The 12,415-nt window shown below is 70.5% G+C and carries 9 protein-coding genes; 4 read left to right on the plus strand and 5 right to left on the minus strand.

Annotated elements, in window-relative coordinates:
- The first annotated feature begins 52 nt into the window (after positions 1-52).
- The 3 genes from ABD810_RS23520 to ABD810_RS23530 all read left to right on the plus strand — a co-directional run bounded on the left by ABD810_RS23520 (position 53) and on the right by ABD810_RS23530 (position 2,505).
- Positions 53-898: an ABC transporter ATP-binding protein gene (locus ABD810_RS23520; protein ID WP_344944257.1), complete on the plus strand. Its 846-nt coding sequence runs from the start codon at positions 53-55 to the stop codon at positions 896-898.
- Positions 899-976: 78 nt separating this feature from the next.
- Entirely contained in the window at positions 977-1,762 is a 786-nt protein-coding gene (locus tag ABD810_RS23525; protein WP_344944260.1) for an adenosylcobinamide amidohydrolase, read from the plus strand.
- A gap of 323 nt (positions 1,763-2,085) precedes the next feature.
- On the plus strand, positions 2,086-2,505 hold the full coding sequence (locus ABD810_RS23530) for a type II toxin-antitoxin system VapC family toxin (protein ID WP_344944263.1): 420 nt from the start codon (positions 2,086-2,088) through the stop codon (positions 2,503-2,505).
- Between the two features lie 822 nt (positions 2,506-3,327).
- On the opposite strand, the gene ABD810_RS23535 is transcribed toward ABD810_RS23530, so the two are convergent.
- Genes ABD810_RS23535 through ABD810_RS23550 form a run of 4 tightly spaced genes read right to left on the minus strand, consistent with a single transcriptional unit; the run spans position 3,328 to position 10,469 of the window.
- Positions 3,328-5,082 carry a hydantoinase B/oxoprolinase family protein gene (locus ABD810_RS23535; protein WP_344944265.1) on the minus strand — a complete coding sequence of 585 codons (1,755 nt, stop codon included), beginning with the start codon at positions 5,080-5,082 and terminating at the stop codon, positions 3,328-3,330.
- Complete coding sequence (locus ABD810_RS23540) at positions 5,079-7,175, minus strand: hydantoinase/oxoprolinase family protein (RefSeq protein ID WP_344944268.1); 2,097 nt, start codon at positions 7,173-7,175, stop codon at positions 5,079-5,081. The genes ABD810_RS23535 and ABD810_RS23540 overlap by 4 nt, the downstream gene beginning before the upstream one ends.
- A 52-nt stretch (positions 7,176-7,227) precedes the next feature.
- Complete coding sequence (locus ABD810_RS23545) at positions 7,228-8,898, minus strand: serine/threonine-protein kinase (RefSeq protein ID WP_344944271.1); 1,671 nt, start codon at positions 8,896-8,898, stop codon at positions 7,228-7,230.
- Positions 8,899-8,915: 17 nt separating this feature from the next.
- The gene (locus ABD810_RS23550) at positions 8,916-10,469 is read right to left on the minus strand and encodes a hypothetical protein (RefSeq protein WP_344944274.1); all 1,554 of its coding nucleotides are present in this window, start codon (positions 10,467-10,469) and stop codon (positions 8,916-8,918) included.
- 296 nt (positions 10,470-10,765) lie between these two features.
- Between ABD810_RS23550 and ABD810_RS23555 the strand changes: the two genes are divergently transcribed.
- Positions 10,766-11,428, plus strand: coding sequence for a response regulator (locus ABD810_RS23555; protein ID WP_344944277.1), 663 nt, complete (start codon positions 10,766-10,768; stop codon positions 11,426-11,428).
- Here the strand turns inward: ABD810_RS23555 and ABD810_RS23560 are convergent.
- On the minus strand, positions 11,368-12,078 hold the full coding sequence (locus ABD810_RS23560; protein WP_344944279.1) for a hypothetical protein: 711 nt from the start codon (positions 12,076-12,078) through the stop codon (positions 11,368-11,370). The two genes, ABD810_RS23555 and ABD810_RS23560, sit on opposite strands and share 61 nt — an antisense overlap.
- Positions 12,079-12,415: the final 337 nt, after the last annotated feature.

A 12,415-nucleotide genomic window follows, 5' to 3' on the forward strand; every position in this document is an offset into this window, starting at 1 on the left:
GCGCGCCATGGGTCGGACGCGGCGGACGCGGCAACGTGGCGGCGGTGCGGGCATGAGTTCGATCGAGGTCCGCGAGCTCTCCGTCGCGCTGGACGGGCGGCCGGTGCTGTCCGAGATCGGCCTGTCCGTGCGCGGCGGTGAGTGGCTGGCGATCATCGGGCCCAATGGCGCCGGTAAGTCCACTCTGCTCCGGGCCATGATGGGCCTGCTGGAGGCCCAGGGCGAGGTGCTGATCGACGGCGTACCGGTACGCAGCCTGAAGCCCAAGCAGCGCGCACGGCTGATGGCCTACGCCCCGCAGGCCCCTCTGCTCCCGGCGGGCCTGAGCGTCTTCGACTACGCCCTGCTCGGGCGCACACCGTACATCTCCTACCTGGGCAGGGAGGGCGAGCACGACCGGGAGATCACCGGCTCGGTGCTCGAACGCCTCGACCTGTCCGCGTTCGCCGCCCGGCCTCTCGGGCACCTGTCCGGCGGGGAACGCCAGCGGGTGGTGCTCGCCCGGGCGCTCGTCCAGCGGGCTCCCGTGCTGCTGCTCGACGAGCCAACCACCGCGCTCGACCTCGGCCACCAGCAACAGGTGCTGGAACTGGTCGACCGGCTCCGCCTCGCCGACGGGCTCACCGTGGTGACGACCATCCACGATCTCAGCCTGGCCGGGCAGTACGCCGACTCGATGCTGCTGATCGACGGCGGCCGTCACGCCGCCTCCGGCCCGGTCAAAGAGGTGCTCACCGAGTCGCTGCTGGCCCGGCACTTCGGCGCGCACGTCCGCGTCGACCAGGGCCACGACGGCCGCCCCCTCGTCAACCTCATCCGCCCGGCGACTCCAGAACCCGTCCCCGTCCCCGTCCACGACCCGACCCACCCGGCGAACGGCTCCGGATCTCAGCCCTGACCGCGTGACCCCCGGTCCCTGTATCTGCGGGCGGTGGGGATTCTGTACGCTTCCGGAACCCGGTCGTGAGGAGTTCGCATGCTGTCCCTGAGCCATCGGCACGAGGACGGCGCCCGTCTCGCCTCGTTGCTGTGGGAGCTGGGGCCGGGATGGCGGATGATCTCCTCCGCGATGGTGGGAGGCGGCATCGGCCCCGGTGAGTGGGTGCTGAACGCGCAGGTCGTCGGGGCGTACTCCCGGATGGACCCGGTGGGCCACCTGCTGGAACTCGCACCGGCCGGGCCGGGGGTCGGCATGATGACGGCGGCCTCCGTCGCCCACTACACCCGCGCCGAGGACGGGGGAGTGGACGCGGTCGCCACGGTCGGGCTGCGCGTCCCCACCTGGGCCGCCTCGCCCGAAGGCGTCCCCGACCCTGAGCTGCGCCCCGAACGCGACGACCGGGTTCCCCGGCCGGCCGCTCCGCCGCCGCGTCAGGCGCCGAGCGTGCCGAGACCCGCCTCTCCGCCGCCGCGTCAGGCGCCGGGCGTGCCGAGACCCGCCTCTCCGGCCCCCGGGACGATCAACATCATCGTGGTCGTCCCTGTGGCGATGAGCGACGCCGCACTGGTCAACACCGTGATGACCGTGACCGAGGCCAAGACCCAGGCGCTGGCCGAGGCAGGGTACGAGTGCACGGGCACCGCGTCGGACGCCGTGTGCGTGGCCGTGCGCTCCGAGGGCCCTGCCGAGCTGTTCGGCGGACCGAGGTCCTCATGGGGGGCGCGCATCGCGCGGGCCGTCCATCGATCGGTCCTCGACGGTGCCCACGCCTGGGCGGAGGTCACCGGTTTCATCCCGGCGTCAAATGGCCATCGCTCGTAGTACCGCCGGGCGCCTGCCGTGGCAAGGAGTCACCACGAGTGTCCGGCGAGTCTGCACCAGGGACACCAGGTGAGGGAAGGCGGTCGCTATGGGCATTGTCGTCGTTACACTTCGTACATGAGTGCTGCACGGGAGGAACTTCACCATCTCATCGATGACCTCAGTGATGAGGAGGTGTCCGCTGCTCTCTCCCTGCTACGCGCCGATGGCCACCAGAGCAGGAGTGAGTGGCCTCCGCAGTGGTTCGGATCCGCGCGGGCACGGCGACCCGACATATCCGAGAGGGTGGACCAGATTTTGAGCGGAGAGCTCGGTCGCTCCGCGTGATCCTCATTGACACCGGTCCGCTCGTGGCCGCGGCTCTGGCCGGCGATAAGAATCATATGGTCTGTGTCGATCTCTTTACGGCGGCACATCTCGCGGGGGACGAGCTCCTCATCCCATCGTTCGTCGTGACAGAGGCCTGTTACATGTTGGCCAGAGAAGCCGGACCACGCGTCGAAATCGGATTTGTACGGTCTCTGGCCGCGGGAGACTTCACTATCGTAGATGTGGGACTTCGCGACCTCACTCGTATCGCTCAGCTCATGGAACGTTACAATGATCTTCCTTTGGGCCTAGTGGACGCATCGGTCATCGCGCTCGCCGAAAAGCTGGGGTTGACAGAAGTCGCAACTCTCGACCGGAGGCACTTCGCGGTCGTACGGCCGTCTCATGTGGATGCCTTGAAACTGCTTCCCTGAAACAGAGGTAACCCATCCAGGAACAACACTCGAAATCCGACATTGACCAATGTATTGGAGCCCCACCCGGCACCCATTTGATCAGGGAACCCGATTGCCTCCCACCCAGGCCGGGAGCTACCGCGGAAGGTATCGGCCGTGACATACCCGCAAGGCGAAGTCCGGGGACGTACCCCGGAAGGCGAGTCCGGGGACGTACCCCGCAAGGCGAGTCCGGGGACGTACCCCGCAAGGCGAGTCCGGGGACGTACCCCGAAAGGTAGACCGAACGAACCGGTAAGGCCGGATTGGCCGGAGCCGAAGTCGCGGGACGACCTTCCCAGAAGCCCGCGCCCCGACTTTTCTAGCCAGGTCCTGACCTGGGTGGGAAGCCGATGGGGTTCCCCGATCAAATGGGTGCCGGGAGGGCCTTTCACCCCATTGACCAATACTCAGCTGTTCTGGCGTACGTCGATCTCCGCGCCGGAACAGCGATAGCCTCCTGGGTTATGACTGTTCCTATCCCCTCGCTGGGTAAGGGATCGCAAGTCACGTTCCGGGCCTTGGGGGGTGGGCCCTGTGTTGGGTGGGAGGCAGCTGGGTTCCCCGATCAAATGGGTGCCGGGAGGGCCTTTCACCCTTTGACCAACACTCAGCCGTTCTCAGATACGTCGATCCTCGTGCCGGAACAGCAGTGCCGCTGAGTCACGACAACTCCCGATCCTCCTCAGACACAGAACGCAGAGTCGCAACCCAGGCCATCGGCGGCTGACCCTGGATCGGGGGGTGAACAACCGGGTACCCCGCTCAGAAAGATGCGGAGTCCGCTACACGCCTGGCCTTTCACGAGCTTGGAACGGCTCTCGTGGCCGTCAGGCCATAGTCGGCGCAGGCGCTCCGGTCGGTGATCTTGCCGGATTCGAGGTCGAGCAGGATCTCATCCGTGGGCCGGTCGGTCGGGGAACCGATGCCGCCGCCTCCGGTCGTTTCGATGATCAGTGCCTCGCCGGCCACGAAGCACACGTTGTTGACCTTGGAGTTCAGGCGTTCCACCGTGCCGTCGAGGTGGCGTTTGAAGAAGCCGCCGAGCCGCCCCGGCAGACCGCCGGATCGGCCGGGCGGCGCGTGGCGCAGCCGGTCGCCGCGCGTGGTGACGTGGGCGTCGGCGAGGAAGCGGAACACCGTCCTCGACCCCAGACCTCCTCGCCAGCGTCCCGGCCCGCCCGAGTCGGCGATGGTCTCCACCGACTCCACGATCAGCGGGCAGCGGGTCTCCACCGGCTCGACCTGGGGCACCGAGTTGCGCCCGATGCCGAAGTGGACGCCGGTCGCGTCCGGCCCGTCCATGCCCGCCCTGGCGCCCACCCCGCCGAAGTCGTACGACAGGTGGATCCAGAACGGCGCGGCGCGGGCGGCGATGCTGAAGGGCTGGAGGATCCCCGACGCCGCGATGGCGCGATCCGGCATCGCGTCGGAGAGGGCCTGGAAGATCGCCTCCATCGCTGCATAGATCGGTACGAAGCGTCCCCCGCAGGGGTGGGGCGAGTGGGCGTTGAGCAGCGACCCCGGGGGCAGCCGCACCGCGATGGCGCGCAGGCATCCCTCGTTCATCGGGATCGTCGGGTCGAGGAAGCACCGCACCGCGAACACGGCGGCGGCGAGCGACTGTGACGACGAGGAGTTGATCGCCGCGGGCACCTGGGGGTCGGTCCCCTCGAAGTCGAGGAGTATGCCCGGGGCGGGTGCGGAGCGGCCCCCCTGCGGCTTGTGGAGCCGGAGGTCCTGCGCCGCGGATGGCTCCTGGACGGCCGTCCCGATGGAGACGGCGACGCGGACGGTGTGAGATCGGGAGAGGTCGATGCCGTCGTCGTCGATGGCGTAGGAGGACACGTACCGCCCTGGCGGCAGTTCGGCCAGAGCCGAACGGGTCCGGGCCTCGGTGTAGTCGAGGTAGGCGTCGATGCCTGTTGCCAGCCCCTGAGGGCCGTGCTCCAGGAGAAGGGCCTCCAGCCGGGTCGCGGCGACGGCGGTGCCGGCGATGAGGGCGCGGACGTCGCCCATGACCTTGTCCGGCGTGCGGCTGTTGGCCCGCAGGATCGCCTCGATCGCGGGTTCCATGCCGCAGGCCGTGGCCAGGCGTACGGGCGGAAGCTGCAGGCCCTCCAAGAAGATGTCGGTCGCGAGCGGAGCCATGCCGCCCGCCGACAGGCCGCCGAGGTCGGAGACGTGGATCATCGTGGCCGTGAAGTACGCGGGCCGCGAGTCGACGAACACCGGGCGGTAGACCAGCAGGTCGTTGGTGTGCACGCCTCCCCGGTAGGCGTCGTTCAGCACGTAGACGTCGCCCGGCCGCATGGTGTGGGCGGGGATGTCCTTCAGCAGTTCCGGCAGGGCGATCTTCAGGGCCATGCTGTTCATCAGCGTGGTCGCCATCGACTGGGCGACGAGCCGGCCGTGGGCGTCCAGGATCGCGGCCGAGGCGTCGGAGCCCTCGACGATGAACGTCGAGTAGGCCGATCGCACGACCACGATGCTGGCCTCCTCGGCGGCCACGACCAGGGCGTTCCTCAGGACCTCGGCCGTGAGCGACTCGGTCAACGGGCACGCTCCAAGGTCACGGCCCCGCCGGGGGACAGGGTGGCGGTCCAGCCGGGCGGCACGACGATCGTCGCCTCGGCGTCCTCGATGATCGCGGGTCCGGTGGCGCTCGCCGGGCCGGCGCCGGACGTGCCGCGCAGGTGCTCGCGGGTGAGCACCGGGGTGGCGGTGAAGCCACCGGCCTCGGGAAACCACGCGCGCCTGACGGCGGTACGGCCACCGCCCCCGGCCCCGGCCCTGTCCTCGTCCCGGGCCCCAGCCCCACCGTCGTGCGGGCTTCTCCCAGGCACGCCTTCGTGAGCCGGGGGCGGGGTCGCGGCTCGCTGGGTGAGGCGGACGCGGTAGCTGACGATCTCGACGGGCCCGCGCTGCGCGATGCCGTACACCTGCTGATATTTCGCGAAGAATCGCTCGGACAGCTCGTCGAGCGCGTCGCTCCACGGCACCGTCAGGTCATGCGCCTGGCCGGCGAACCGTACATCCACCGAGCGCTCCACCGTCACGTCCTGAGAATCAGGCGCGAGGCCGAGATCGCGCGCCGCCCCCGCCGCCAGCTCGGCGAAGACGGCCGACGGGTCGCCGGCGCCGAGCCGGGACAGCACCCGGTCGGTGGACAGGTCGCCCGCGAGCAGCCCGGCCGCCGATCCCACGCCGCAGTGCGGCGGGACGATCACCGTGTCGATGCCGAACCGCTCCGCTACCCGCGCGGCGTGCATCGGCCCCGCGCCTCCGAAGGCCACCATCACGAAGCCGCGCGGGTCGATGCCACGCTGCACGGTCACCACGTGGACGGCCGAGCCCATCGCGGCGTTGGCGATCTCGTGTACGGCGTGCGCCGCCTCGGCCCGGGAGACTCCGAGCGGCCAGGCGAGTCTCTGGTCGACGGCCTTGTCGGCCAGCTCGGGCGAGAGCGGCAGCGAGCCGAGGGACGACGGGTCGAGGTAGCCCAGGACGAGGTTGGCGTCGGTCACGGTGGGCTCGCCACCGCCCCGGCCGTAGCACGCGGGCCCGGGCTCCGAGCCCGCCGACCGGGGACCCACCTTCAGCGCCCCGGCGGCGTCCACCCAGGCGATGCTGCCGCCGCCCGCGCCCACCTCGGCCAGGTCGATCGCGGGCGTCTTGATCGGTACGCCGGTCCCGGCCCGCCGGCCGCCGTAGCTGCCCTTGCCGCCGACGTGGAACTCGTGGGTGATCTCCGGCCGGCCGTTCCTGATCACGCAGGTCTTGGCCGTGGTGCCGCCCATGTCGAACGAGATGATGTCGGGGTGCCCGGTCAGGGCCGCCGCGAGCACCCCGGCGGCCGGGCCCGACTCGATCGTGGCGACGGCCTTGCGGGCCGCGAGCTCCGCCGACATGATGCCGCCACCGGATTCCATGACGTGGACGGGCGCGGTGACGCCGATGGCGTCGAGCCGCTCGCGCAGCCGGCCGAGGTAGCGGGCCATGACCGGCCCGATGTACGCCGACATGATCGTGGTGGTCGCCCGTTCGTACTCCCGCAGCTCCGGCCACACCTCCGAGGAGGTCACCACCGTGGAACCGGGCGGCAGGGTCTCGCGCAGGATCGCGGCGACCCGGGTCTCGTGGCCGGGGTCGGCGTAGGAGTGCAGCAGGCACACCGCGACCGAGGTGATACCCCGCTCCGCTATCAGCGCTGCCACCCGCCGGACCGCGTCCTCGTCCAGTTCCTCGAGCGTCTCGCCCCGCGGGCCGACCCGCTCGGGGACCTCGAAGCAGTCCTCCGGCGCGACAGGGGGCGGTGGGGGGACGAACCGCAGGTCGTACCGGTCCTCCTCGACCCGCGCGTAGCGGCCGAGGGGAATGGCGCTGCGGAACCCGCGCGTCGTCACGTACGCCACCCGCACCCCGCGGCGTTCGAGCACGGCGTTGGTCGCCAGCGTGGTGGCGTGGACGACACGGGTGACCGCTCCGGGCGCGACGCCCGCTCGGCCGAGTGCCTCGGTGATCCCGGTGACGATCCCGTCGGCCGGGTCCTCGTGCGTGCTCAGAACCTTGGCCACGGTCACCGATCGCCCGCTGACGACCACGTCGGTGAAGGTGCCGCCGACATCGACCCCGATGGCATAGCTCACGAGCCGCAGACTATTCCCCGAGCAAGCGCTTGTCCATGACGCCGTTCCCCGGCTACGAGGTGAACCGGGCGCTGCCGATGACCTTGTCGATCAGGGACTGGTCGCACTTCGCCGGCGGGCAGAAGAAGGTGATCAACGCGACCGGCCGCCCCTGCCCTCGGCCCACGATGTAGGCGACCACATCGAGGCGGCCCTGCTGTCCCGGATCGTTCACCACGCCCGTCAGCCTGAAGGCGGGCTTGCCCGCCACGGTGGTCGTGGTGGGCGCCGAGGCGAACTCGGCCGGCCCCGGCAGCACGAAGCTGAGGCTGCGCTGCAGCGTCTCGGGCGTGTCCGAGGTGGTGAAGGTGTCGTTGAGCTCGGTGAATATGCCCGTCGCCTGATCGGGGTGTGCGGACAGCAGGGCGTTCACGGCGGTCCAGTCGGAGGCGATGGGCACCGAGAAGAGCGTGTCGAACTCGGCCGCCGCCGGAGAGACGATGACGTACTCGTCGGCGTGGGTACGGGCGTCCCAGCCACCGGGGTACTCGAAGGAGATCGGTGCGGCGGTGGTCCCGGGGTACCGCTTCGTGCCCAATGGGGTGGAACCCTGGCTGGCCAGCAGTGTGGCCACCACCGCGACCGAGGCCAGCACGGCGGCGGCGCCGATGAGCGCGCCCATCGGCCAGCGCCGCTTCTTGGCGGGCTGTCCCGAGCCCGGATGGGTGAGCGGCCCCCCGTGGACGGAAGGCCCCATCTGTCCACGGGACTCCAGCGAGCGGATCGACGTGGTGGGCCGCACGGAGTCCAGGGATCGCAGCGAGGGCGAGGAGGTGACCGGGGCGCCCGGAGGCTCCTCCTGCCAGGCCGGCCGCCCTTCCGACGGGCTGGGGTGCGGGTCCTCGCCGCTGATCGCGTCCCGCAGGGAGGCGACGAACTGCTGGCAGGTGGCGAACCTCTCGGTCGGCGCCTTGGCGAGGGCCCTGGACATCACCTGGTTGACCGCGTGGGGGAGGTCGGGGCGGTACGGCGTCAGCGGTGGCGGGTCGTGGGAGACGTGCGCGTAGAGCAGGGCGAGCTCGGTGTCCCGCTGGAACGGCGGCAGCCCGGTCAGCGCCTCGTACACCACGCAGGCGAAGGCGTACAGGTCGCTCCGCCCGTCCACGGGCAGCCCGCGGATCTGCTCGGGGGCCACGTAACGCGGGGTGCCCATGAAGTGGCCGTGGCTGGTCAGCCCCGCCTCGGAGTAGGTGCTCTTGGTCAGCCCGAAGTCGGTGAGGTAGACATGCTCGGGGTCGCGCTCGGAGCCCTCGGCGACCAGGATGTTCGCCGGTTTCACGTCGCGGTGTACCAGGCCGTTCTGGTGGGCGGCGTCCAGTGCCGAGGCGATCTGGGAGAACAGGCGGTAGGCGCGGACCACCGGCAGCGGGCCGCTGGCCTGGATCAGCTTGCGCAGGTCGGGACCCTCGACGTACCGCATCGCGATGAACAGCAGGTCGCCGCTCTCACCGGCCTCGTAGATCGGGATGATGTTGGGGTGGTCGATGCCGGCCACCAGGCGCGACTCGCGCACGAACCGGTCGCGGAAGCGCTGGTCCTGGGAGAGCTGCGGGGCCAGCACCTTGAGCGCGACCGCCCGGCCGAGGCGACGGTCACGGGCACGGTAGACCGTGGCCATTCCGCCGCGCCCGACGACCGCCTCGACGAGGTAGTCGGCCACTTGCACGCCGATCAGCGGGGGCATCGAGAATCCTTGCTCGCTCATTGGTCCACCGGGTGCCCGCAGAAGCCGCAGTAACGGTGTGCCTTGCCGAGGCGCATGCCGCACTGGGTGCAGAACACGACCTGTCCGCCGTTGCCACCGGATCCGGAGTTCACGGAGCCGGAACCGGCGCCCGCGGAACCTGCGGACCCAGACCCTACCGCCCCCGCGCCCGCCGCCCCAGGTCCGGCGGCGACCGGCGAAGCCCCCGTGCCGGACGCGTGGTGGTAGGCGGGGAAGGACCCTTCGGCCGCGGCCCCCGTGTCCATCGTCTGGGTGCCACGGGGCGGCCAGGTGGGGACGGCGGCGAGCTGCTCGGGCAGGCTCGCGTCCGCTCCCGCCTGTGCCTCGGCCCGCCGGCGTCGCCGCAGCAGGAGCGGAACGGCCGTCGCGAGCAGGATGCCGGCGGCGGCCAGGCCGATGGCGGTGAGCACCAGCGGCGACAGGGTCGTGGCCTGCTTCGCGGCGGGCGCCTTCGCCTTGCCGGTGGCCGGCCCGGCGGCGCGGTTGGCCCGCGCGAAGCGCAGATGGTCCTGGGCGACCGCGTGGTCGGGACGCATCCGCAGGACCTGCTCCAGCACGGGGATCGCGTTGGCGTAGAACTTGTTGTGGTAGGGCGCCAGCGCGGTCTCGTACACGACGTCGACGGGGCCGCGGCGGGCGGTGACGTTGGCCGCGACCAGTGCGGCGCGGATGTCGTCCACCGGCGTGACCCTCTGCGGCGTGCTGCCGCCGCCGGTCACGAGCCCGATGACCTCGCTCTTGCCGTCGTCGACCACCGCCGCGCCCTCGCCGTCGTTCTTGAGGAACGTGTCGAGCTTGACGCGCTCGGCCTGCTTGAACGTGCGCCCGCCCTTCGGGTCGAGGTGGGCGGTCTCCGCCTTCGGCGGCGTCTTGGCGCTCGGCCGGTTGGGCAGCCCGATTACGTCGACGGACTCGATGCCGTTGCCGAGCGTCGTGCCGAGCGGGACGGTCGGGAGGGTGGAGTCCTCGCCGCCCTTGGCGAGCTTGAGCACGGCGGGCGCGCCGGGTGAGGTCCCGGTGTGCACCAGATCCGCCGGGTATCCCTCGGCGAGGGGCGGGTCGGCGTACGGGAAGACGGTGACCTTGGTGACGGGCGTGATGATGCAGTTGGAGTTCTGCTGCTGCGGCGGGTAACACGCCTGGAGGCGGCCGTTGAGCTCGGGGTTCTTCAGCTTGTGCCGGGAGAAGTCGGCCGGGATCTTGACCTTGAAGTACTCGGCGAAGACCCGGTTGGCGGCATAGACGCGCGGGTCCCTGCTCGACTGGACGACGCTGGTGGCGGTCACCACGACGCCGTCGGGGGAGACCGTGAACCCGCTGCCGGTGCCGACCGGGGTCTCGTACTCCCGGACCACCTGCTGGATCACGCTCCGGTCGTCGAGCAGGTTGATGGTCACGTGAGCCCGGGCCTCCACGCGGACCGTTCCAGGTGTGACACGGTCGGTGGAGCCGCTCGGATGGGGGTGCATGGTGAGGGTGAGCGATCCGAGAGCGCTTAACCCCGCTAAGAGGTAATGCACGCGGGGCATCTCCGCCTCCTATTCCGGACCAGATTGATTCAAGGGTCGCAGCGCGGGCAGCCCCGTTCAAGGCTCACGCGGGCGCCGTCATGGTTCTGCAATCGGGCGTTGAACGACCTGCGACAGGGCGTTATCGATCTTGACCGGACTTGGAGGTCACTTGGAGATGGCTTGCGAGGGGGTCATCGGCCATGTTGCCGGCACCGATTGGAGATTAATGTCCACGCTATGGCGGTATTAATCCCTCTCTATCGGCAGTTAAGGACGCATTCTCGTATCGATCCGCCGAGGGGCGGGAGATCGGAATGACCGTACGCATCGTCGTGGCCGACGATCAGGCGATGGTGCGCGCCGGGCTGCGCATGGTGGTGGAGTCCGAGCCGGGCATGGAGGTCGTCGGTGAGGCCGGCGACGGCATGGAGGCCGTCGCCGTGGCCCGCCGCCTTCTGCCGGATGTCGTGCTCATGGACATCTCGATGCCCAGGATGGACGGCCTGGCCGCCGCGCGTCAGCTGCTCGGCGGCCCCAACCCCCCGAAGATCATCATGCTGACCACCTTCGACACCGACGAGAACCTGTACGCCGCGCTCCGGGCGGGGACCAGCGGATTTCTGCTCAAGGTGTCGCCGCCGGAGCAGCTCGTCGAGGCGATCAAGGTGGTCGCCGCCGGGGACTCGCTGCTCGATCCGGCGGTCACCACCCGCGTGATCGCCTCCTTCGCGGGCCGGCACGAGCCCGTCAGGCCGCCACGGCTGTCGGAGCTCACCCCCAGGGAGCTGGAGGTCCTGCGGCGGCTGGCCCGTGGCCTCACCAACGCCGAGATCGCGGCCGAGCTCTTCGTCGGGGAGGCCACGGTCAAGACCCACGTGGCCCGGGTGCTGATGAAACTGCGGCTCCGCGACCGCGCTCAGGCGGTCGTGTTCGCGTACGAGTCGGGGGTGGTGCGGCCGGGCGTCGAGGCCGGGTAGTAGGAGTTCCAGCTCTCGTTCCCCATTCGCAGGACCTTCAGCGCGAGGTACCCGAGGACCACCAGGTTGCCGCCGCTCCACAGCAGGCTGAGCGGGCCGTAGGGGGTGACGTACGGAGTGAGCCACGCCACCAGCCCTACGGCGAGTGCCCACCAGTGCATGAACCCGCTGCGCCACAGCGCGATCATCAGCAGCACCAGGCCGACCGGGCCGAGGAACACCCATGGCATCTGGAAGGCGAACACGACACCGGGCAGGTTGTAGACCTCGTCGAACATCTTCGTGGCCTGGTCGGCCGGGTAATGCCGCCCGAAGTACCACTCGACCGGGTCGCCCATGAGCAGCGCGGAGACGCTGATGAACCCGAGCGCGGTCAGGACGCCGGCGATGTGGCCGAGCACGACGGCGCGCTTGCGCAGCAGGTGCATCAGGCCGATCGCGGCCAGCGGCAGCAGGATCCAGCTCCAGTGGTAGAGCGCGGACTGCAACTGGGCCAGGGCGGGGTTGTCGCCGTAGCTGACGGCCTCACGGTCATCGCCCCACGTGCCGGGGTCGACGAGCGTGGCGGTGAGCTGGAAGGCGCCGGACAGCAGGAGCCCCACGCCGGTCAGCGTGCGGCGGAAGCCGGTCGGATCGGTCAGTTTGAACATGTCGCTTCCTCGGTCGGGGCGGGCGCTCCACGCCACGCCGGTAAGGGCCGCGGCGCCGGAGTCCACGGTTTCCACCGTGTGGCCAGGACGGTACGGGCGCGCTAGGCCGGGCATCGTCCCTCCCGCGGGTGACCCGCCCTCCGCCGCCCGGCGGAATCCCGGCCGCCTCATGGACCCGCTGGGCCCCGTACGCCGGCTCGGCGCCGCCGCACGGATTCCGGGCGGGACCCCGTACCGGATCCCCGGCCCGGTTCCCGTAACCGGCCGGTCCCTGAACCGGTACCCGCGGGCGCCGCACCCCGGTCCGGGCGCCGGAGCGTCACGGGTTTCCCGGGAG

Origin of the sequence: Sphaerisporangium flaviroseum, assembly GCF_039537005.1 — a bacterium.
GTDB lineage: Bacteria > Actinomycetota > Actinomycetes > Streptosporangiales > Streptosporangiaceae > Sphaerisporangium > Sphaerisporangium flaviroseum.

What these genes read in the sequence shown, in the direction of transcription:
- ABD810_RS23545 (WP_344944271.1), bottom strand. Translation starts at nt 8,898, where the DNA reads ATGCCCCCGCTGATCGGCGTGCAAGTGGCCGACTACCTCGTCGAGGCG.
- ABD810_RS23550 (WP_344944274.1), bottom strand. Translation starts at nt 10,469, where the DNA reads ATGCCCCGCGTGCATTACCTCTTAGCGGGGTTAAGCGCTCTCGGATCG.
- ABD810_RS23560 (WP_344944279.1), bottom strand. Translation starts at nt 12,078, where the DNA reads ATGTTCAAACTGACCGATCCGACCGGCTTCCGCCGCACGCTGACCGGC.
- ABD810_RS23520 (WP_344944257.1), top strand. Translation starts at nt 53, where the DNA reads ATGAGTTCGATCGAGGTCCGCGAGCTCTCCGTCGCGCTGGACGGGCGG.
- ABD810_RS23525 (WP_344944260.1), top strand. Translation starts at nt 977, where the DNA reads ATGCTGTCCCTGAGCCATCGGCACGAGGACGGCGCCCGTCTCGCCTCG.
- ABD810_RS23555 (WP_344944277.1), top strand. Translation starts at nt 10,766, where the DNA reads ATGACCGTACGCATCGTCGTGGCCGACGATCAGGCGATGGTGCGCGCC.